General features: G+C 56.5%; 19 protein-coding genes, 1 pseudogene and 1 riboswitch. Of the genes and pseudogenes, 13 read left to right on the top strand and 7 right to left on the bottom strand.

Translation table 11 applies throughout. From position 1 onward, the window contains the following. Both B7L15_RS14795 and B7L15_RS14790 read right to left on the bottom strand, forming a co-directional pair. On the bottom strand, window positions 1–549 hold a 549-nt coding region (locus B7L15_RS14795; RefSeq protein WP_176243702.1), incomplete at its 3' end, for a sirohydrochlorin chelatase. Window positions 550–583: 34 nt separating this feature from the next. Beyond that, on the bottom strand, window positions 584–1,501 hold the full coding sequence (locus B7L15_RS14790) for a histone deacetylase family protein (RefSeq protein ID WP_085919707.1): 918 nt from the start codon (window positions 1,499–1,501) through the stop codon (window positions 584–586). Between the two features lie 38 nt (window positions 1,502–1,539). Between B7L15_RS14790 and B7L15_RS14785 the strand changes: the two genes are divergently transcribed. Next, the gene (locus tag B7L15_RS14785; protein ID WP_085919706.1) at window positions 1,540–2,109 is read left to right on the top strand and encodes a gamma-glutamylcyclotransferase; all 570 of its coding nucleotides are present in this window, start codon (window positions 1,540–1,542) and stop codon (window positions 2,107–2,109) included. 24 nt (window positions 2,110–2,133) lie between these two features. On the opposite strand, the gene B7L15_RS14780 is transcribed toward B7L15_RS14785, so the two are convergent. After that, window positions 2,134–2,427 carry a hypothetical protein gene (locus tag B7L15_RS14780; RefSeq protein ID WP_085919705.1) on the bottom strand — a complete coding sequence of 98 codons (294 nt, stop codon included), beginning with the start codon at window positions 2,425–2,427 and terminating at the stop codon, window positions 2,134–2,136. Window positions 2,428–2,610: 183 nt separating this feature from the next. Here B7L15_RS14780 and B7L15_RS14775 point away from each other — a divergent pair, with 183 nt between their 5' ends. The 8 genes and pseudogenes from B7L15_RS14775 to B7L15_RS14740 all read left to right on the top strand — a co-directional run bounded on the left by B7L15_RS14775 (window position 2,611) and on the right by B7L15_RS14740 (window position 11,746). Next, on the top strand, window positions 2,611–4,281 hold the full coding sequence (locus B7L15_RS14775) for an isovaleryl-CoA dehydrogenase (RefSeq protein WP_085919704.1): 1,671 nt from the start codon (window positions 2,611–2,613) through the stop codon (window positions 4,279–4,281). Window positions 4,282–4,379: 98 nt separating this feature from the next. Beyond that, window positions 4,380–4,481: riboswitch (glycine riboswitch) on the top strand. A 166-nt stretch (window positions 4,482–4,647) separates the two neighbouring features. Next, a complete protein-coding gene (locus tag B7L15_RS14770; protein ID WP_085919703.1) occupies window positions 4,648–5,910 on the top strand; it encodes a D-amino acid dehydrogenase in 1,263 nt (420 codons plus the stop codon). 74 nt (window positions 5,911–5,984) lie between these two features. Then, entirely contained in the window at window positions 5,985–6,911 is a 927-nt protein-coding gene (locus B7L15_RS14765; protein ID WP_085919702.1) for a LysR family transcriptional regulator, read from the top strand. Window positions 6,912–7,037: 126 nt separating this feature from the next. Continuing rightward, entirely contained in the window at window positions 7,038–8,087 is a 1,050-nt protein-coding gene (dctP, locus tag B7L15_RS14760) for a TRAP transporter substrate-binding protein DctP (protein ID WP_085919701.1), read from the top strand. 91 nt (window positions 8,088–8,178) lie between these two features. Continuing rightward, window positions 8,179–8,670, top strand: coding sequence for a TRAP transporter small permease (locus B7L15_RS14755; protein ID WP_085919700.1), 492 nt, complete (start codon window positions 8,179–8,181; stop codon window positions 8,668–8,670). A gap of 19 nt (window positions 8,671–8,689) precedes the next feature. Then, the gene (locus B7L15_RS14750; protein ID WP_085919699.1) at window positions 8,690–9,964 is read left to right on the top strand and encodes a TRAP transporter large permease; all 1,275 of its coding nucleotides are present in this window, start codon (window positions 8,690–8,692) and stop codon (window positions 9,962–9,964) included. Window positions 9,965–9,984: 20 nt separating this feature from the next. Continuing rightward, on the top strand, window positions 9,985–10,746 hold the full coding sequence (locus tag B7L15_RS14745) for a M15 family metallopeptidase (RefSeq protein WP_175474672.1): 762 nt from the start codon (window positions 9,985–9,987) through the stop codon (window positions 10,744–10,746). Between the two features lie 239 nt (window positions 10,747–10,985). Next, window positions 10,986–11,746: pseudogene (locus B7L15_RS14740) on the top strand (SDR family NAD(P)-dependent oxidoreductase). Here B7L15_RS14740 and B7L15_RS14735 read toward each other — a convergent pair. The 3 genes from B7L15_RS14735 to B7L15_RS14725 form a co-directional block, all read right to left on the bottom strand. Then, window positions 11,743–12,672: a GGDEF domain-containing protein gene (locus B7L15_RS14735; RefSeq protein WP_085919698.1), complete on the bottom strand. Its 930-nt coding sequence runs from the start codon at window positions 12,670–12,672 to the stop codon at window positions 11,743–11,745. The pseudogene B7L15_RS14740 and the gene B7L15_RS14735 overlap by 4 nt on opposite strands. A 341-nt stretch (window positions 12,673–13,013) precedes the next feature. After that, window positions 13,014–13,199, bottom strand: a complete 186-nt coding sequence (locus B7L15_RS14730) for a hypothetical protein (protein ID WP_233337288.1) — start codon at window positions 13,197–13,199, stop codon at window positions 13,014–13,016. A 153-nt stretch (window positions 13,200–13,352) separates the two neighbouring features. After that, window positions 13,353–15,488 carry a PhoX family protein gene (locus B7L15_RS14725; protein ID WP_085919697.1) on the bottom strand — a complete coding sequence of 712 codons (2,136 nt, stop codon included), beginning with the start codon at window positions 15,486–15,488 and terminating at the stop codon, window positions 13,353–13,355. 196 nt (window positions 15,489–15,684) lie between these two features. On the opposite strand from B7L15_RS14725, the gene B7L15_RS14720 reads away from it, so the two are divergent. The 4 genes from B7L15_RS14720 (at window position 15,685) to B7L15_RS14705 (ending at window position 18,848) form a co-directional block, all read left to right on the top strand. Further along, on the top strand, window positions 15,685–16,059 hold the full coding sequence (locus B7L15_RS14720) for a YbaN family protein (protein WP_233337289.1): 375 nt from the start codon (window positions 15,685–15,687) through the stop codon (window positions 16,057–16,059). Window positions 16,060–16,198: 139 nt separating this feature from the next. Next, complete coding sequence (locus B7L15_RS14715) at window positions 16,199–16,540, top strand: DUF6482 family protein (RefSeq protein WP_085919695.1); 342 nt, start codon at window positions 16,199–16,201, stop codon at window positions 16,538–16,540. A gap of 70 nt (window positions 16,541–16,610) precedes the next feature. Then, window positions 16,611–17,966 (top strand): magnesium transporter, encoded by a 1,356-nt coding sequence (gene mgtE / locus B7L15_RS14710; RefSeq protein WP_085919694.1) that lies wholly within the window; start codon window positions 16,611–16,613, stop codon window positions 17,964–17,966. Window positions 17,967–18,104: 138 nt separating this feature from the next. Continuing rightward, window positions 18,105–18,848: a sulfite exporter TauE/SafE family protein gene (locus tag B7L15_RS14705; protein WP_085919693.1), complete on the top strand. Its 744-nt coding sequence runs from the start codon at window positions 18,105–18,107 to the stop codon at window positions 18,846–18,848. Here B7L15_RS14705 and B7L15_RS14700 read toward each other — a convergent pair. After that, window positions 18,845–21,541: an EAL domain-containing protein gene (locus B7L15_RS14700; RefSeq protein ID WP_085919692.1), complete on the bottom strand. Its 2,697-nt coding sequence runs from the start codon at window positions 21,539–21,541 to the stop codon at window positions 18,845–18,847. The genes B7L15_RS14705 and B7L15_RS14700 overlap by 4 nt on opposite strands. Window positions 21,542–21,615 lie beyond the last annotated feature (74 nt).

Here is a 21,615-nt window from a genome sequence, read left to right as displayed (position 1 = left end):
GTGCTGCTGGGCGACGACGCTGGCAGCGTCATCGCCCAGCAGCACACTCAGCTGGCCTGCCAGGCGATTGCGCACAGCGGTAACGTCGGGGATCGGGCTGCCATGATCCACCAGCGCGACCCTCGGCGTTTGGCCTGTTGCGTATTGCTCACGAACATTGTCGGCCAGCAGCTCGGCAAGGCGCAGGTCATTATCGCCCAGTTCATCGACCAGCGGCTGAGCCACGCGCACGTTAACGTGGGGAAAGCGTTCCTGCAGGGTGGCCATTCGCTCCGGCAGGTAGCCGGTCAGTGCCTTACTGGGGCCGAAAAAGAACGGCAGCACGATAATGTCGTCAGCGCCTTGTTCAGCCGCCCGCTCGGCAGCAGGACCCAGCGTTATCGCAGGAATGCCATCAACCTTTTCCACTGGGATCTTGTTGGAGTGCAGCAGCGAAGCCGCCTGCACGGTTTCGCCCATGAGCTCGCTAAGGGACGCCGCCACACGCCGCAAGTTATGGGTTGCCTGGGGCCGCAGGGAGCCGTTATCCACCAGAAAAATCGCGCGCATGCCTGTCTCCTTTTTCATCCCTATTTCTTCATTGCTATTCGCCGATACGTTCAAGCACATCTGCCGCTGCTCGATGAAGCTGGGCGTGGCGCTTTGCCAACGTGACGATATCACGATCATAGCCGCCGCCAATCACCGCCGCGACGGGGATGTCAGCTTCTCGACAGCACGTCAGTACATAGGCATCTCGTTGATAAAGCCCTTCGTCACTCAGCGCCAGATAGCCCAGGCGGTCATCACGATGAACATCCACGCCGGCGTCATAAAGCACCACATCCGGCTGATAAGCCGCCAACAGGCCTGGCAATCGCGATGCCAGCACCGCCAGATAAGCATTGTCTTCCATCCCATTGGCAAGGGCGACATCTAGATCGCTTTTCGCCTTGCGGGCGGGAAAGTTGCGACCGGCATGCATTGAAAACGTAAAGACGCCAGGTACACCTGCGAAGAGGCGTGCCGTGCCATCGCCCTGGTGAACATCGCAATCGACGATCAACACCCGCTCGACCCAGCCTTTTGTCAGGGCATGAGCCGCCGCAACAGCAAGGTCATTAATCAAGCAATAACCGCTCGCTGCATCAGCATGGGCATGATGGGTGCCACCGGCTGAGTTGCAGGCAAGTCCTGTTGCCAAAGCGACTTCCAGCGACAGCAGCGTGCCACCGGTTTCCAGCCTTACCCGTTCGACCAGCGCGTCAGACCAAACAAAGCCACTACGGCGCTGTGCGGCACGATCAAGCGTACCGCTCAAAAAAGCGTCCAGGTACGCCTGAGTATGCACGCGCGCCAACGCACCGACACTGGCAGGCCGGGGGGTTAGCCACTCAACTGGCGTCGCCAGCGCCTGCTCTCCAAGCTGTTGGCGAAGGACGCGAAACTTCTCCATTGGAAAGGGGTGGTTAACTGGTAAATCAATCGTATAACCGGGATGATGGACGATCGTTAACGCCATTGTACGATGCCACTTAGGTAATCGGGGGTAGATGCTTTATGTTGCTTGATACCACTGCCTTAAACCAGCAAAGAAACTTTTTCGATGAGCATGCCGACCTGTGGCTGTTTGGCTACGGCTCATTGATCTGGAAAGCTGATTTTGACTACCTGGAGCGCCAGCCCGCCTTCATTACCGGCTGGGCACGACGCTTCTGGCAAGCCTCCCACGACCACCGCGGTACTCCAGACGCACCTGGGCGTGTTGCCACGTTGATCCGTGCGCCAGGCGCAGTGTGCCACGGCATGGCCTACCGCATTACGCCTGATGTACTCGGCCCTCTGGATGTGCGCGAGAAAAATGGCTACCTGCGGGAAAAAGTACCCTTAACCTTTACTGACGAGAATGGCGGCGAGTATGGCCAGAGCGAGGGGCTGATTTATCTGGCAAGCGAGGACAACCCGGCATTTCTCGGCGAGGCGCCGCTTGCCGATATGGCACGTCAAATCAACCAGGCCCATGGCCCCAGCGGCCCCAATCGCGAGTACCTTTTAAACCTCGCCCACGCCCTGCGCGAGCTAGGGGCGGATGATGCGCATATTTTCGCGCTGGAGAAGCAACTGGGGTAGCCCTCAGGTACCCCAGCTACATATTCACATCATCAGCCATGACAGGATAAACAGCCCCAGCAGGGTTTGGATGATACCGCCGATGATCGAACCGCGGAAAAAGGCCCGCAATCCTCCCCATAGAATCAACACGCCGATGATCAGCACCACGATGCTGAAAAACGAGTCGCTGATGCCCAGCGAGCGTGTCAGGCCATCGATAAACTCATCAAACGCGCCGAAGAGATTGGTAAAGATACCCATTAGAAACTCGACGACGCCACGAATCACTTCACCGATCGTTTCGCCAACATCATCAAAAAATCCGTTTGCTTGCATGACTCATATCCATGTTTAAAGGGGCGACTGCCTATTGTCAGTGAAGTCGTGCGCTAGCGCAAAGCGAGGTGTCAAAACGGGGGTGTTTGCATAATGGGCGCTTAGCGCTAAAGTTGACCCAACAGCCGTTTAAAAAATAGCCGCTTCATTATTGGCCCTCTAACACAATAAGAGGTGGTCACTATGCCGTCACACTTTCCCCTCGCTGATCGGCTACAAGCGAGCACCCATCAGGTGGAAAACCAGCCGCCGTCGCTGGAAAACTACAATAGCTACACCACTGACCGCGCGCTTCAGGAAGGCGTCAAGCGCGAAGGCGACACTGACGACACGGCTCTCAAAACGTTTGGCCAGTGGGCAGGCTCCTCTGAAGCCATCGCCTTAGGGTTTGACGCCAACCGCCACTCGCCACAATTGGTGACCCATGACCGGCAAGGCCACCGGGTCGATTTGATCGAGTTTCACCCCGCCTATCACCAGCTTATGCAAACAGCGGTGGAGCACGGCCTGCACGCCAGCCCCTGGCGCAACCCGGGTCCGGGGGCCCATGTTGCCCGCGCCGCCAACTACTTCCTGCACACCCAGGTGGAAGCAGCTCACGGCTGCCCGATCACCATGACGTTCGCTGCCCTGCCAGCCTTACGCCATCAGCCCAGCCTGCTTGAGAGCTGGGGCGATAAAATCACCGCGCCCCACTACGACCCGCGCAACGTGCCCTATTTCGAAAAACAGGCCGTCACCCTGGGTATGGCAATGACCGAGAAGCAGGGTGGCTCGGACGTGCGCCTTAATACCACCCGCGCCTACCCGATTGATCAAGGCGGTCCGGGCGAGGCCTATGAACTGGTCGGCCATAAATGGTTTGTCTCGGCGCCGATGTGCGACGCTTTTCTGGTACTCGCCCAGGCACCCGGCGGTTTGAGCTGTTTTCTGCTGCCGCGCTGGCGGCCCGACGGTACTAAAAACCCACTTCATATCCAGCAGTTAAAGCGCAAGATGGGCAACGTGGCGAACGCTTCCAGCGAGGCCGAACTGCGCGGCGCCTTTGCCTGGATGGTGGGCGAGGAAGGACGCGGCGTGCGCACCATCATCGAGATGGTCGCCATGACCCGCTACGACTGCATGATTGGCTCCGCGGCCGGCATGCGCCAGGCGACTGCCCAGGCAATTCACCACACCACCCATCGTCATGCCTTCGGGGCGCGCTTGAGCGAACAGCCGCTGATGCAAAACGTGCTCGCCGACCTGGCCATCGAGAGTGAAGCCGCGACCACCCTGATGCTGCGCATGGCGAGCGCCATGGATCAGCAGGACAACGAGCACGAGCGCCTGCTTTCGCGGATTGCCACGCCGGTCGGCAAGTACTGGATCTGCAAGCGCACGCCCCACCACGCCTATGAAGCGATGGAGGTGATTGGCGGTAGCGGCGTCATGGAAACCCACATAACGGCACGCCTGTTCCGCGAATCCCCAGTTAACGCCATCTGGGAAGGCAGCGGTAATGTTCAATGCCTGGATATCCTGCGCGCGATTGAAAAGCAGCCCGAGGTGCTCGACGCCTACTTTGCAGAGCTCGCCAAGGCAAAAGGCGCTGATACGCATCTGGACCGCTTTATTCACCAGTTACAGCAGCAAATGCAGGATACCCAAGCGCTTCAGTACCGCGCACGCCAGTTGGCGGACGGTATGGCCCTGGCGTTACAGGGCGCCCTGCTGGTGCAGCACGCGCCGACTTGTGTGGCCGATGCGTTCTGCGCCGGACGGCTGGCGGAGCACAACGGCCTCAGTACCGGCACGCTGCCTGCCGGGCTTGATTGCACGGCAATCATTGCGCGCGCCCAGCCAGCAGAATAATTCTGTTGAAACAGGCCCGTGGAATCAGCGTTCACGACTTTGGTCGACTTCCATTGCGTAGCTGATAACGTTAAAAACCATCACGATTAAACAATAATCAGGTAATAGCGGGAGAGCTTGGCGCATCTCACAAGGATGACGCCAGCGCCGAAGGAGCAACAACCCCGGAAACTCTCAGGCAACCGGACCGCTATTGCTCACACTTTCCGAAGAGCGGCTGATGACTGCGTCACTCAGCCCACCGAAGGAGCAAGCGCGCCCCACAGGGCACGCGAATCTCTCAGGTTCCATGACGGAAGGGGTACGCCCAGCAGCCATTACGCCGTTAGGTGGGATTCCCGACGCTCATGAAAACCGGAGAGACTTATGCAACGCATTGCCGTTATCGGTGGTGGTATCACCGGCATTACCAGCGCCTACGCCCTGGCCAAACGTGGCTATGAGGTCACCGTCTTTGAAAAGCATCGCTATGCCGCGATGGAAACCTCGTTTGCCAACGGCGGCCAGCTGTCAGCCTCTAACGCCGAAGTGTGGAACCACTGGCCGACGGTCATCAAGGGCCTGCGCTGGATGCTCAGAAACGACGCGCCACTACTGGTCAATCCCCGCCCGAGTTGGCACAAGCTCAGCTGGTTTGGCGAATTTATTGCCGCGATTCCCAAGTACGCCGCCAATACCACCGAGACCGCACGGCTGGCCATTGCCGCCCGCGAGCACCTGTTTCAGTGGGCAAAAGACGAGCAGATCGATTTCGACTTAAAGCAGAAAGGCATTCTGCATATCTATCGCGACAAAGCGGGCTATGACCACGCCGCCAAGGTATCGCAACTGCTCAGCAAAGGTGGTCTGGAGCGCCAGCCGGTGACGCCCGAGGAAATGCGTGCCATCGAACCCACCCTGGCGGGTAACTACTACGGCGGCTTCTTTACCGAAAGCGACGCCACCGGCGATATTCACAAGTTTACCCACGGCCTGGCGCAAGCCGCCGAACGTCGCGGTGTAACCCTCAAATACGGCCATAGCGTGCAGGATATCGGCGCGGACGAACAGCACGCCTGGATCACCGCCTCTCTTGAAGGCGAGGCTGACGGCGAACCGGTGCGCGAAACCTTTGATAGCGTGGTGGTATGCGCCGGGGTGGGCAGCCGCGCCTTGGCCGCCAAGCTGGGCGACCGGGTCAATATCTATCCGGTCAAAGGCTACTCGATTACCGTGCAGCTCGATGATGCCGCCTCCCAGCAGGCTGCGCCAACGGTCAGCCTGCTGGATGATGAAACCAAACTGGTCACCAGCCGCCTCGGGGATGAACGTTTTCGGATTGCCGGTACCGCCGAGTTCAACGGTTTCAACCGCGATATTCGCGACAACCGCATCCGCCCGCTTATCCGCTGGGTGGAAGAGTGCTTCCCTGGTGTCAGCACCCGCCGCGTGGTGCCTTGGGCGGGCCTGCGCCCGATGCTCCCCAACATGCTGCCCAAGGTCGGCCCCGGCAAACTGCCCACCGTGTTCTACAATACTGGTCACGGCCACCTGGGCTGGACGCTCTCTGCCATTACAGCCGATATGCTGGCGGATGCGGTGGAGGCGAAAAACGCACAGGGCGAGCGATCGACCCAACCACTCGCCTAGCCTGACCTGTACCCATTGCACTTGCCAAGCGGTCATCCGTTAATATGAATGACATCTTATGGTCAGGTGTCTTTATGCTTAATCAACGTGCATTAACTTACCTCAATGAAGTTATTCGCCGCGGCTCGCTGAGGCGCGCCGCGGCCCACCTAAATGTCGATGCCTCCGCCGTTAGCCGCCAATTAAAAGCACTCGAAGAAGAATTGGATACCCAGCTATGCGAACGGCACGGACGCGGCATGCGCGCAACCGCAGCCGGTCAGTTGCTGGTGCATCATTTTCATGCCCAACGGGCCTCAGAAGAGACCGTGCTCTCCCAGCTCATGGCACTTCAGGGCCTGGCGAAAGGCGAAGTGCGTATTGCCGTTGGGGAAGGGTTTATCGCCGATCTGATCACCGCGCCGCTAGGAACGTTTATGTCGGCGTTTGCGGGTATTAATGTCGAAGTCCGCATGGCGGGCGTCAATGAAGCGATGTCGCTACTCAAAGACCGTGAAGTGGATATCGCACTGCTTTATGCACCGCCGGTGGACCCGCAGCTTTACTGCCATGTGGAAACCCGCCAGCCACTCGATGTCATTGTGCCACCCAATCACCCGCTCATTGAGTTGGACCGGCCTGTGACGCTGCATGACTTAAAAGATTGGCCGCTGGCGTTAATGGACAATCCTTTCGGTATGCGGCAAATGGTCAATATGGTGGCCCACCAGGAGCGTATTCATCTCGAAGCACGCCTGCACACCAACTCTGTCTCCGTGTTGAAGAATTTCGTTCGCTCAGGCATTGGCGTTACGTTTATGCCGGAAATCACTGTCATCGATGAAATAGAACGCGGCGAAATTTGCACGCTACCCATGCGCTACCCGGTGATGAACGGTACCCGTGCGCAGATCGTTAGCTTGAAGGGGCAGGAACTCCCTGTGGCTTCCACGGCCTGTATCGATCATTTACACAAAGGCATGCGCTTTTTCTCGGCCGATGCGCCGCGACTGTTGCAATAAAGTCCACACTAAGGGTCTTGCATAGTCAACGCCTCAATACATAGTCTTCTTGTAGGCAACACCTATAAATCTAATAGCGCTCACTCAGCACCCTACAGCTCACGACAATAAACCAGGAGACTGACTATGTTGACTCACCCCGTGTTGACCCAACGCTTTTCACCCAAGCATCTCATCTCGGCGTGCCTGATCGGCTCTGCCCTGATGGCTGGCAATGCCGTCGCCGAGACCACGATAAATTTGGGTTACAACGGCGCCCCCGACCCCGACAAGAATGCTGTACACGTCTTTGCCACTAACCTTAAGGAACTGGTTGAGGAAAAAACCGACAATCAGATTCAATTAGAGCTATATCCCAATAGCTCGCTGGGCGAAGAGCAGGAGCGCATGGAGCAAACCATGAGCACGCCCATGCTCAACGTGGCGTCCTTTGCGGGTGTCTCGCCCCTCGTCGATGAGATTTTCGTCAGTGCTATCCCTTTCCTGTTCGACGATTTTGCGGCAGCCCGTACCTTCTTTGATGAAGGGGAGTACTGGCAGGAAGTCAGTGAGGCGCTGAAGGAGCGCGCCGGTATCGATATGCTGGCAGTCGTTGAGGAAGGCGGCTTTTTAGCCTTTACCAATGACGAGAAGCCTATCAGTCACCCTGACGACTTCGAAGGTCTCCGTTTCCGGGCCATGGACCCAAGCCAGGTTGCTCTCTATGAGGCCTTCGTTGCCTCCGGCACGCCCATTCCCTGGACAGAAACCTACATGTCACTGCGCACCGGGGTAGCGGACGGTCAGATGAACCCGCCGATGTATATCATCCTGGGCAGCCTTTACGAAGTACAGGACTACCTGACGCTTGCCAACATCCAGTATTCGAATCAATTCCTGGTGGGCAACAGCGACATGATCGCCAGTTGGGATGACGAGCTTCGTGATGCCTTTCAGGAAGCCGTCGCCGAAGCGAACCAAAATGCCCGTGAGCACAACGAGGAGCAGGTCGACTCGCGTATCGCCTACCTGGAAGAACAAGGTATGGAAGTGATTCGCCCTTCTGAAGAGGAGCTCACCGCTTTCCGCGAAATCGGTCAGCCTGCTTATCTTGAATGGCTCGAAGAGCGTGATATCGAGCAACGCTGGATCGATATGGCACTGGAAGATGCCGGAATGAGCGACCTGCTCGACTAACGGTATCTATCATCGTGGCAACAACAGGGGCTGGTACGTTACCGGCCCTCTATTTTTTACTTCACATTTCTGAATTTAATGGAAGGCTGCCATGTTCAAAACGCTTCGGCTCCGTCTTCTCACGATCAGCCGCCCCATCACCCTGACTCTGGCAGGAGCGCTGCTATCTCTTAATGTGGCGGCCATTCTTTATGGTGTTTTCGCCCGCTATGTTGCCGGTGGTGCCCCTATCTGGACCGATGAGCTATCGCGCTTCTTGATTATCGCCACCGTGATGCTCGCGGCAGGCGCCGTCTGGTCGGAAGGCGGACATATGCGCGTCGGGCTACTGGAGAAGCTGCTGCCAGCTCCCTTCGCTCGCCTGCTCAATGTGTACCAGTGGCTACTTACCCTGTTGATTGCAGCGGGCGGCGCATGGGTTAGCTATCGCTATGCATTGTCGGTCAGCATGTTTACCACGTCCGGGCTCGGTATTAGCCGCACGGTTCCCCTTCTCTCGGTACCACTTGGCTTCCTGCTACTGGCTTGGCATGTGCTTCTCTATGGTCCGGCGCCCCTCAAGACCGTCGAGGACTCTCTATGAAAACCGTTGAGGACTCCCTATGACGTTGACCATGCTGGTCGTTTTCCTTGGCCACGTATTACTTGGGTTGCCACTGTTTATTGCGTTGTTGACCACCGCGTTTGTGGGTTTTTTATTCGTCGACTTCTCGATGATTCCACGCATGATGCCCCAGCAATTCTTCGGTGGTATCAATGTTTTCTCACTGATGGCCATTCCGTTATTTATCCTTGCTGGCAACCTGATGAACGTCAGTGGTTTGACCGAGCGTCTGATGGGGTTCGCCCGCCTGATAGTTGGGCACTTGCGGGGAGGTATGGGTCACGTCAACGTGGTTTCGAGCGTTTTCTTCGCGGGTGTCAACGGCTCTGCCGTGGCCGATACCTCGGCGCTTGGGTCGTTGCTGGTACCCGCCATGGAGAAAGAGGGCTACTCAAGGGCATTTGCCGCCGGGTTGACCGCGGGCAGTTCACTGATTGGCCCGATTATTCCGCCCAGTATCTTCATGATTCTTTACGCCTCACTGACGAATACGTCAGTCGGTGATCTATTTCTGGCGGGCGTCGTGCCAGGGCTGTTGCTGGGTATTGCCTTTATGGGCATGAACGCCTGGTATGCCTGGCGCCACCGATTACCCAAAAGCACTCAATTTCCCTCATTGGGTCAGCTAGGCTTGGCGTTCATCGCGGCTCTGCCTGCGCTAATTGCTCCCTTCATTATCGTTGCCGGTATCGTGCTGGGCTTTGTCACGCCCACAGAATCGGGCGCGTTGACAGCGCTGTATGTCGCCTTATGTGGCGTCGTGCTGGGAGGGTTACGGCTCAAGGAATGCTGGAAAGCCATCTTGGATACGGCGCGCCTGACCTCTGCCATCTTCCTGATCATGGCCGCCTCAGCCACGATTAGCTGGCTGCTGTCCTATGCCCAGGTGCCGGAACAGTTTGTGTCACTGCTATCACCCTATGTGGATAATAGTGTCGTTATTTTATTACTGCTCAGCGCCATCACCTTTGTCACCGGCATGTTCATGGAGGAGGTATCGGCGTTGATGCTACTGACGCCCATCTTCGCGCCGGTCGCCATGATGGCGGGTATCGACCCTATCCATCTGGGTATCATCATCACGCTGAACATCACCATTGCGCTGATTACGCCACCGCTAGGCGCATGCGTATTCGTGGCGGCGGCGGTTAGTCGTCTTGAAATTGTGTCGCTATTCAGAACCATTTGGCCCTTTGTACTGACGGCAATTGCCGTCCTTATTTTATTGATTCTCTTTCCACCGCTGACGCTGTGGCTACCTACTCAGTTTTGATAACCCGCTTGGATAAGACGATGCCTTTGAACACACTATTGAAGGCCTTGCCGCCTGTACCCAGTTACCCAGCACCGTGCTGGGAACAGCTGCGCCGCGTCCCGATTGACGATAACAGTGAACGTTTAATGCCGATGAGCCTTGCGCCCGCACCGATCAGCGTTTTTCCCGCCTATGCTCGGCTTGGCATCCCAGGCGCGGTACCGGAGTGTTTCGTTCGAGAGGGGGTTTATCGGGCACTACTCGCTGCAGCACGCAGCTTGCCCGACGGCATCGGCTTAATCGTACTGGATGGATGGCGTCCATGGCGGGTGCAGCAGTATCTGTTTGATACCCTGCACGAAGCCATCCACCACCACCAACCCGACCTCAGTGAAGCCGAGTTGCTGGAACGTACCAGGGAGTTTGTCTCGGTACCCAGCCGTGACCCGCTCGCTCCCAGCCCACATCTGACGGGCGGAGCTGTTGACGTCACGCTGTGTGATGCCGATGGCTTGCCGCTGGATATGGGCACCCTGTTTGACGAGGCATTACCGGCCTCTCATAGCGACTATTTCGAGCACCTGGAATCGCTGACCCCTCAGCAACATAAGGCGCGGGATCACCGCCGCCTGCTGTATCACATCATGAGCGAGCATGGCTTCACCAACCTGCCCAGCGAGTGGTGGCACTTCGATTATGGCGATCAATTATGGGCCTACTATGGGCAACATGATAATGCGCTTTACGGGGCTGCCGAGTTGGATACCATCGAGAACCGCTGGCGCAGACAGCTAGGGTAGCTGTCTAACCTCGCCACTAGCGACTCGTTTTTCCAAGCATCAACCCCTCATAGAGAACACATTGAAATCCGCTAATAAATACCCGCCTGGCGATACGTCCCCACTGTTCTATAGCGTTTGAGATAGCATGCGCACAGGACAGCCAATGCCAAAGGCGATCAAATGAACTGGCTCTAAGCGCGTCGCTTCGAGCATTATAGGATGACGTCAATTTTGATTTGATTCGAAGGAGAAGCATCATGCCAAGCGTATTGATTACCGGGGCAACCTCAGGGTTTGGTAAAGCCGCCGCACGGCGATTTGCCAAGGCAGGGTGGTCGCTGATTCTGACGGGGCGCCGTGAGGAGCGACTGGCTGAACTGGAAAGTGAACTGGCACCTCACGTCACCGTACTGACGATCCCTCTGGACGTGCGCGATAGTGACGCGGTTTCACAAGCGCTAAGCCAACTCCCCGATACGCTGCTGCCACTCACTTGCCTGATTAATAATGCCGGGTTGGCACTTGCGCCCGAACCCGCACAAAAAGTGGCGCTGGAAGACTGGCACACCATGATCGACACCAACATCACGGGACTGGTCAACGTGACGCACGCCGCCATGCCTCACCTGTTAGCTACCGGCAAGGGTGCCAGCATCCTCAACCTGGGATCGGTGGCGGGGCAGTGGCCATATCCAGGCGGACATGTCTACGGGGCCTCGAAAGCCTTTGTTCAACAGTTCAGTTACAACCTGCGCTGCGACCTGCAGGGTACCGGGGTCCGCGTGACCGATCTGGCTCCCGGCATGGCCGAAACCGAGTTCACGCTGGTTCGCACCAAAGGCAATCAGGCGGCTTCCGATGCGCTTTATAAAGGCACCACGCCCCTGCAGGCCGAAGACATTGCCGAACAGCTTTATTACCTGGCACTCTACCGCCACACATCAATATCAATCGGCTTGAAATCATGCCGGTGCGCCAGGCATGGGCGCCGTTTGCGATTGATCGCGATCCTGCTTAGGCAAACCTCGTCGATGTCACTAACTCGATAGGTGAGACTTGATCACGCCCTTTCTCTTTAGCGACATAAAGGGCGTCATCCACTCGCTTCATGATACTTTTGACCGCTTCTTGAGGCTGTGCCTCAACCACACCAAAGCTGGCGGTGATGGGGCCTGATGTGGGTAAACTCGCAGTGTTAATCACGCACCGTATCTTATCGGCGAGAAGCACCGCGTGTTCCAGGGGTGTTTCGGGTGCCAGAAGCATGAACTCCTCGCCACCCCACCTTGCGCAGTAGTCTACTTGACGTAAATTGCCTTTCAGCAAATTGGCTATTTCGACCAATACCTGATCGCCTACATCGTGCCCATAGCGATCATTGATATCTTTAAAGTAATCGATATCCAGCATGATCAAAGAGAGAGGGCGTGCGTAGCGATCCTGACGGCTGAGTTCGCTTTTCAACATCGTATCGAATTGCGATCTGTTAACAAGCCCTGTCAGCATATCGGTGGTGGCAAGCCGCTTCAGTTGAGCCTCATTTTCCACCTGATCGGTCACATCACGCTGTGTAAGCACCAGCGTGATGGCATCGTGCTGATGGGTTCCCATTGCCGTGATGCGCCACTCGATGTGTCGGCACGACCCATCATGCCGGCGTGAGACCTCACGCCCACCGATACCCTCGAAGGCGTGCTCGACACTGGTGTTCAGCACATCGTGCAGTTGGGCAAGAATTTGCTGATTGGCCGCTTCTTGCTCAACCACGTTGGGGGTGGCACCCACCCACTCCTCCCGGGCCCCACCCCATAAGCGCTGATAGTCGGTATTGATGTCCATGACTTGGGCACTGCGCGAGTCCCTGGTCATGTTGAAGATAGCCACCGCATGGCCAGTCGCCTCACCACCCTCTTCAGGTCCTGGTCGCGCATAGTGCTGATACATACTATTTACTCATCCTTGAGCTTGTATTGCTCAACATGCGTAGCGGCACTGACCCACGTTGAAAGGTTCACTCGGTGTGGCCTCCGTGCTATTGAAAACAGTGGAGACATTAAAATCACTTTATTTACACTGACGATATAATCATTTACCAGCTGTTAACATAACCTGGGTTATCCAGCGCCAAATGCAGAGATATATTGCGCTAATTTTTGGATAGCCCTATAAAAAATTTACAAAGCACTTACTCAGCGTAGGAGAAATCGGTTAATTCTGCCTGCTTTGCGCCAGCGCATTTCTCAACGTGCCCACTAAAATAATGACCGTTTATTAACCATTCGGGCTCACCCCTCCCGAAACGCCTCGATCACCCGTTCGGCCAACACCTCGCTGGCGTCACCACTGCCTGGGCGCTTCACAAGTGACACTTGGTAATCACCAAGTGGGGGCAACGATTCGTTGTGGAGGCGCTTGAGCGGCGGGCGGATCAAGCTTTTAGGGAAAGCCGTCACGGCTAAATCGGCCAGCATGGCGGCTTTCTGACCAGCACAGAGGTTTTCAGGCGTTATAAGCTCGACAAGAGAAATATCGTGTACAGTAAACCCAGCATCAAAAAGAGCGTCGAACCTTGATAGGTTCGACGCTCTTGGTAAGACCCGCTAGCAACTTTTGAAATTTTGCTTTTAAACGCCTACCGGCCCACCATCGCGCTTTTGAATCACCACGGTTGATGCCCGAGGGCGTACCTGGCCGCTGGCGGCAACGGTGGCATCTTGGGTCAACGCGCTACCATCGGCCGGCCAGTTACCGGGATGCTGAATATTGATGAACAGCGCGGTTTTATCCGGCGTCGCAAAAATACCAGTGACTTCGCAGCCATTCGGCCCCACCGCAAAGCGCTTGAGCTGTTGCTGGTTGCTGTTGTTGATCACCGGTCCGGCACCCTGAATATCATCCAGCCCATTGGGAACCACGGCAAGCAACTGATCGTTGGTGTACTCGGTTACCCCCTCATAACCGTTATCAGTCTGAATCCAAAGAATGCCCTGCCCGTCGTCGCGCTCGTCGAACCAGAGCCCATCGGGACTGGCGAACTGGTTCATTTCGGTCAAGCCCGAATGGTTATCTGTGTCGTCAGCGGCGGCGCCAAATACAAACACTTCCCAGGTAAAGGCGTTGGGCAAGCGGCTTTCACGCCAGCGAATAATATGCCCCGCTTCGTTATTGGCACGAGGATTGGCGGCATTGGTGGGCGCTAAGTCATAACCAACGCCTACCTGTTCCAAGCGCTCACCGCTGTTGGTATAGGTTGGCTGTGTATCTTCAGCGATGCGCTGTGAGTTATTGGTCAGGGTGAGATACACCTCGCCCGAGGCGGGATCAACAGACGCCCACTCAGGGCGATCCATTGGCGTGGCGCCCAATAAATCCGCTGCATCGCAGGTATTGATGATGATACCTGCCGCATCGTCGTCGGCTAGACCAAGCGCCGCTGCCAGCGTTCGGCCGTCCTGTGTTTGCGCATCAGGTGTCAGCGGCAGCCACTCACCACTGCCGTCGGCGTGAAAGCGGGCCACGTAGAGAGTGCCGTTATCCAAATATTTATGACCGATGGCGAGGCGGTCATACGCTTCGCCGGGGCGATTGGCATCGGCGGGATCCCAGGCGGCATCGGAGACGTACTTGTATACGTACTCGTTACGGGCATCATGGCCGGAGTAATAGACCACTGGCTGACCGGCTTCCAGCTTGCCCAACCAGCACCCTTCATGGCGGAAACGCCCAAGTGCCGTGCGCTTGATCGCGAGGGCATCGCTGTAGGGGTCGACTTCCACCTGATAACCGAACGTGCGTGCTTCATTGCGGTAATCATCTTCAGCATTTTCGCCGCGCGGCGTAATATCGAATCGAGCGAACTCGTCGTCCTGCTCAGAGACATCACCTGCTGAGGTATCCCAGCCATAGCGGCTTTTATCGGTGGGAATACCAATCCGCGCATCGTCCTGGAAGCGCTCGCCGCGGTTCACAAAGATATCGGGCCAGTTCTCTTCACAGGCAATATAAGTCCCCCAGGGCGTTACCCCGTTACCGCAGTTATTGTTCGTGCCGCGTGTTTGCATCCCTGTCGGTGAGAACTGCGTCTTGACATAGTCACTGCCCGCCACTGGCCCAGCCAGGTCCATCACCGTTGCGCTCGTCAAACGGCGGTTATAGCGCGACCCCGGCACATGCGCCCAGTGGCCGTTGGCGTCTTTTTCAATCTCAACCATGGTGACGCCATGAGCATTGATTTCAGTGCGCGACTCATCCGCAGGCCGCTGCCTCTCATCCGCATTGGTAGGGCCGCCTTGAGGCGCCCATAGCGCTGCCTGGTCGATATATTCGTTGTTGAGTGCCAGCACAAAACGACGCGAAGCATTGTTAGCATCCAGGGCAAAACCGGCCATACCATCGTGATGCATTCCCACGCTAGAGGCTTGGCGCTCGGCAGTCATCGGCTGGTCGGGCTGCCAGCTGTCGCCAGCACTTAACGGCGTCCCCCAGGGCACTAAGACTTGGGCCACGTAACCTTCCGGCACCACCACGGCATCGGTCAGCGACCCATGAACCGCCTCAAATGCCAGCGTCAGGGGCTTTTTTTGCGCGCCGTTTGAGGCAAGCGCTTGAGCAGTACCGCCAAAGCTAAGCATCGAGGCAGCCGCCATGCTCAAACCACCGCGCATTACATCGCGACGGGATACGTGGCGTGCCAATACTTCGGCAAAAGGTTGGTTGCCACTGTGGTTAAACAGACGATGATCTTCGATCTCTTTACTCATTTTGGTCTCCCCCCCTGATCGTTTTTAAACCAACGATTGAACGTTAGGAGACACTAGAGAAGCTGAATGACAAGACGATGACGCCGTGGCTGCATTTATATGAAAGTTGCTGGAGTGGCAAAGCAGTGACATAAGTCCATACTTATTTAACAATCAGCACGATGACTTTATGGAAGCGTGCCTACCGGGAGCAAGAATGAGATTGATCCGCCTCATGTGGATCGTGCTGGCAGGGTTGAGTTTTAGTATCGGTGTCCTCGGCATTTTTCTGCCCCTGCTGCCTACCACCGTCTTTATGCTAATGGCGGTTTACTGCGCCTCCAAAGGCTCACCGCGCTTTGAGGCCTGGATCCGCTCTCGCCACTATGTCGGACCGCTGCTGGTAACCTGGGAGCAGGAGCGGGCCATCTCAAGGCGGGGTAAATTGGCGGCCGTTAGCACGATCGCGTTGAGCGCGCTGATTACCGGCTGGTCACTCGGCCCCGGTTGGAGTCGCTGGGGGGTAATAGCGCTACTGGCGCTGATTGCCCTTTGGCTGGCTACCCGACCAGAGCCTTCTTCCTCACCTTAAAACCGCCTAAATTACCACCTTATGGGTCGACACCACCTGGCGCAGCCCCATGAACGAGCGGATCTGGCGGTTACTGCTGTACAAATAAAGTACAGTCTTTAGTCTTGGCATATCGGATATTCACACATGAGGATACGCCATGCCTTCTACCCTTCCCGCTCACGTCACCCTTGAAGACCTTGCACAATGGCCTACACCGCTGCCCGATGTAGAAGTTCACGGACTTGATATGGGCTGGTATATCGTTCGCTTGCATCGGGACAACACTGTCAGTTTGCTCACCGATGAGAATGGCGAAACGCAACGTTTTACCGGCACGCAATGGATTGGCCGTGCCTTGGCGCCGCTGGGTTTCACCCACGGCACGCTGACCTGGGCCGACGCCGCCGATGAAATGATCGGCACCGATGTACCCCCTGTGTCTGCTCAGCAGCGCATGGCCCATGGTGTTCGCGTAGCTTTTAACCAGACCTGTCTATAAAATTGATAGAGCGCCATCAAGAGCTTTCAAGTAGCTGTGTTGACGATCAATTTGCCTAAGGATGGACGCTATGCGCGATGATGAAAAATATACCAATACCGAAGAGCAGTTGCTTTATCTTCAAAAAAGCCTGGATGAAGAAGATAGCACCGCTCTGGAAGCGCTATTTGCCGAGCTGGACATCCTGGCCATTGCGCGCACCCTTGAATCTTTTCCCGCTAAAACCCGCGATCGGCTTTGGGAGTACATCCCTGGCGAACTCATCGGCGAGGTATTGGCAGAAGTCGATGAAGACATCCGTGCTGACTATATCGAAGATTTATCGGCAAGCGATGTTGAGCAGATCGTCAAGGGCCTGGATGCCCAGGAAGTGGCTGAAGTACTGGACGTTGCTGACGAAGCCATCAAGACCAGCGTTTATGCCAGCCTGGACCAGGAAATTCGCGCCCAGGTCGAAAACCTGCATGCCTATGAAGATGATGTGGTGGGGCGATACATGGACCCCGAGACGGTCAATGTAAAGCAGGGTGTCTCGTTAGAAGCCGTGCAACGCTATATACGCATCCACCAGCTGCTCGACGATGAATCCCAGCAGATCATGATCACGGATAAAGATAAGCGATTGCTCGGCACACTGACGCTGATTGATTTGATCAAACAACCACAAAGTGCCGTGGTTGATGATTATATGGATGATTTTTTTACCCTGAATGATCAAATGAAAGTCAGTGATGCAGCGGCGTTATTGCGCTCCAAAGAGCTGCCCTTTGTGCCCGTGTGCGATAGCGATGGATTGCTGGTTGGGCAGTTGAACTCCGCCGATGTATTAGAAATCACCCAAGATGACGCTGATATGACCCTGAAGCATATGTCAGGCGTCAGTGATGAAGAAGAAGTATTCACCCCCATCATGCGCAGTGCTAAAAGCCGCGGTATTTGGCTGGGTATTAACCTGTTGACCGCTTTTTTAGCCGCTTTTGTGATCGGTCAGTTCGAAGCGGTGCTCGATCAAATCGTGGCATTAGCCATCCTGATGCCTGTCGTTGCCAGCATGGGCGGCATTGCCGGTAGCCAAACCCTGACGGTCGTGATCCGCGGCCTCGCGTTGGGCCAACTTGCCGGTAACAACAAACAGTGGCTGTATAACAAGGAACTCTGGGTAGGCATGAGCAACGGTCTGGTGTGGGCCCTCGTCGTCGGGTTCATTTCCTATCTGTGGTTCAGTGACTTACTGATCACGCTGGTCATCACCCTGGCCATTTTTATCAACATGAGCCTCGCCAACTTGTCAGGCGTGCTGATTCCGCTAGTGTTGAAAAGGCTGCAGATTGATCCAGCGCTGTCCGGCGCAGTCATTCTAACCACCGTCACCGATGTGGTTGGCTTTCTATCCTTTCTGGGGCTGGCGACGCTGATTATTCTGTGATCAAAACTGAGACGGCACTCACTTCGCCCGCTAACGTTCATCTAATGCTATGCTGTGGTGCCCCGCTTCTGCGGGGCTTTTTATTGAACACGGATATCCAAGAACTGATACCCGAGAACTGATAACCGAGAGAGGCGTATGCTCCCCGACTACTCCGTGATCGCCTGGCTGTTAATCGTATTTTCCGTGTACCTGACCGGCGTTTCCAAAGGCGGCTTTGCGGGTGGTTTCGGCACGCTGTCGGTGCCGCTGATGGCGCTGGCGATCAGCCCGGCTCAGGCAGCGGGCCTTTTATTACCGCTGTTACTGGTGATGGATGTGTTTGCGGTGAAGGCGTGGTGGGGCAGGCAGGCGGTAGCCGAGGTATGGCGTTTTGTGCCGGGGCTGTTCATCGGCGTGGCAGTAGGGACGCTGCTGTTCGACAGCCTGAGCGAACAGGGCTTGCGCCTGACCCTCGGCGTGATCACCTTGGTGTTTGCCGCTTACATGCTACTCAAGCCCGTCGCCAAAAAGCCCATTTCCTCCCGATGGGCATTACCGGCGGCGAGCATCTGCGGGTTTACCAGCTTCATGGCTCACGCAGGTGCACCACCGCTCAACGTGTACCTGCTGCCGCGCAAGCTGTCGAAAGAGACCTTTATCGCCACCTGCGCCGTCACCTTTGCCGTGGTAAACGTGATCAAGCTGGCCCCGTACATGTGGCTTGGTGAGATTAACGTGACCAGTGCCTGGGCCTCGCTGGTACTGGTGCCCATTGCCTGGATCGGCGTGCGCAACGGCCTGTGGCTGCAAAGTCGCGTCAACGAAGTGTTGTTCTACCGCTTGGTTATTCTGGCGATGTTTTTAGTCGGTTTTAATCTGATTTGGCAAGCGTTGGGCTAGCGGCCCAACCACACCGCTGCAAACTCATCGGCCGGTTTGGGCCGACCGAACAAAAACCCTTGCGCTTCGAGGCATCCCATTTCGGCCAGCAGCTCGGCCTGCGCCTGATGCTCGACCCCTTCCGCCAGGGTTTTCATTCCCAGGGCATCGGCCATTGCAATGATGGTTTTCACAATGGCGCGGTCATGCTGATTGTCGAGCATCTCGCGTACAAAGGAGATATCGATTTTCAGCGCGTCGGCGGCAAAGCGTCGTAGATAGGCAAGCGATGAATACCCGGTGCCAAAATCATCGATAAACAGGACATACCCAGCATCGCGCATCCTCTGGGTAATCTCGACCGCCTGGTCGGGGTCGCGCATGAAGTCGCTCTCGGTGAGCTCCAGGGCCAACGCCGACGCGGGCACGCCTTGTGTCAGTTCAGCAATATGCTGAGCCAACTGTGGATCGGCAAACTGTTGCGCGGCGATATTAATCGACAAGCGCCCTGGCAGTGCTGCCATCCCTTGTGATTGCCATTCAAGGAGCTGCCTGGCAGCCTCCGCCAGCACCCAATCACCCAACGCGCTAATCAGCCCGCGCTCCTCCGCCAATGGGATGAATTCCCCCGGGCTTATCCACCCCCAGTCGGGCTCGTACCAGCGACACAACGCCTCCGCGCCCGCCAGTTGGCCAGTCTTCAGATTGACTTGGGGTTGGTAATAAAGCGCCAGGCGGTTTTCCATCAGCGCTTGGTGGAGCCGCTCGGTCATTTTCTGACGGCGGCGCTGTTGACGCATCATGTCGTAGCTGAATGGGCAGACGCTGCCATCACGCTTGGCGTGGTGCAAGGCAATACTGGCCGCCTTGAACAGTTCGCTCGCCACCGTCGCATCCGCAGGGTAACGAGAGAAACCCACACTCACTTCCAGATTGAACGCGTTATGCCCCAATCGGATGGTTTCAGCGACGGCCTCACGAAGGTTGTCCAGCGTTTCGGCCAATTCGGCCTCGTCAGGGTTATCCATCAGTATCGCGAATTCATCGCCGGATAAACGTGCCAGAGTACTGCTATCAGGTATGGCATCCTGCAGGCGCCCTGCGATCGTCGCCAACAGCTGGTCGCCCACCTGATGGCCATGGGTATCGTTGACCTCCTTGAAACGGCGGATGTCGAGCAGAATCAAGCTTAGTGACTGATGGTGCCTGGCTGCTTCGCGCAGCATCCGGGTTTGAACCTCCAGGAAGCGAACGCGGTTCGCAAGCCCCGTTGTGCCGTCAGTATATGCCAGCTGGTGCATACGGCGCTGATCACGTCGGCGCTCTAATTCTGCCGCGGCGCCGGTCGACAAAATACGGAGCACTGAGGTCGCGAAGGCATTGGTCGTAAGCGGCTCACGGTAGAAAACCATCATCACGCCAATCGCTTCACCGTGAGCGTTATCGAGACGTCGGCCTATCCAGGCCTGGGCCTTGATGGCATTGCCGGGTAGGGGCGTGTAATCGCCATTATGCGAAACGGCCTCGCGTTCAATTGCCACCTGTTCGCAGGGTGAACCACTCAGCAGAAAGGTCTGGTTGCTTAGCGGTGTACCGTCTGCGATGAGGCTTACCGTAGTGACCGTGCCCGCCGAGGGATAACGCTCGCCAACCTCATGGGGAGACCGATTGAGCAGTGCGATAAAGCCGCCGTCAGCTTCCAACAATTCCACCAATGTGCTGATCAACTGTTGAAAGTAATCGTCACCCACGTGTGACGTGACCGTTGAGGCCACCTGCATCACCGCCTGCTGAACGCGCTGGGCTTCCTGATTATCAGTCACATCAGTGATAAACCCTTCCAGGCAGACAACCTTGTCCGCCTCATCAAGAACCGCTTGTCCTTGCTCCCACATCCAGCGGATTCGGCCATCGCGATGATGCAGCCGATAAACTACCTGGTAAGGGCGCCTGTCGCGAATCGCCGCCTGCACCTCATCAAACAATCGCGATGCATCTTGCTCATTGATCAATTCAGCGAAGCTGATGAGGTGGTTGCCTACCAGTTCATGGGGGTGATAACCCGTTAGCTCTTGAGCGCCCTGGCTGACCAACTCCATGGTCCAATGCTCATCATTCAGGCAACGGTATGCCATCCCCGGCAGGTGATTGAGCAGCGTATCCAGGCGCCGCTCGCTTTCCCTTGCCACGGCCTCGCTGGCCTTGAGCGCCTCCTCCGCCTGCTGGCGGCCAAGCTCGGCACCGGCTTGCGCCGCCGCAATGCGTAGCACTTCCCTGGCGAGGTCATCCAGCGCCATGGGGGCATTTTTTAATAGCGCCAGTAGTCCGATCGTTCTCCCGTCCGCTGCCAACAACGGCAGGCCCATGTAACTATCGGCTCCCAGCGCCGCCAGCAGATGATCATCAGGAAAGCGCTGTTGCACATCACAGGGATATAAGCACGGTTCGCGCCCCACGACGGTCTCACAGGGTGTACCAGCCAATGGGTAGACGACATTGGGCATATGCATTCCGTTGGACCAAACCGCCAGTGTTTCGACGACACTCGCCTGTGTGCCATTTTCGGTATTAACGTGGGCCACCAATGCATGATCCACGCCCAGCAAGGTGGCCAGCCGCTCCACTAGCGTTGGGTAAAACTGAGGAGTACCCGTTTGCCCCATCCCTTCAGCCAACTGCCGAAAGATATCGGCCGCTTCAATCCCCGTCTGCATTGGTTGTCTCGCTGCCCAGTTTGAATCAAGCTTATAGTGAACCGTCTTGACGGTGAAGCCCTGACACTAAACGC

This window comes from Halomonas sp. CSM-2 (genome assembly GCF_002119345.1).
GTDB lineage: Bacteria > Pseudomonadota > Gammaproteobacteria > Pseudomonadales > Halomonadaceae > Vreelandella > Vreelandella janggokensis.
The sequence above is the reverse complement of the archived record's forward strand: the minus strand, read 5'-3'. Positions and strand labels throughout refer to the sequence as shown.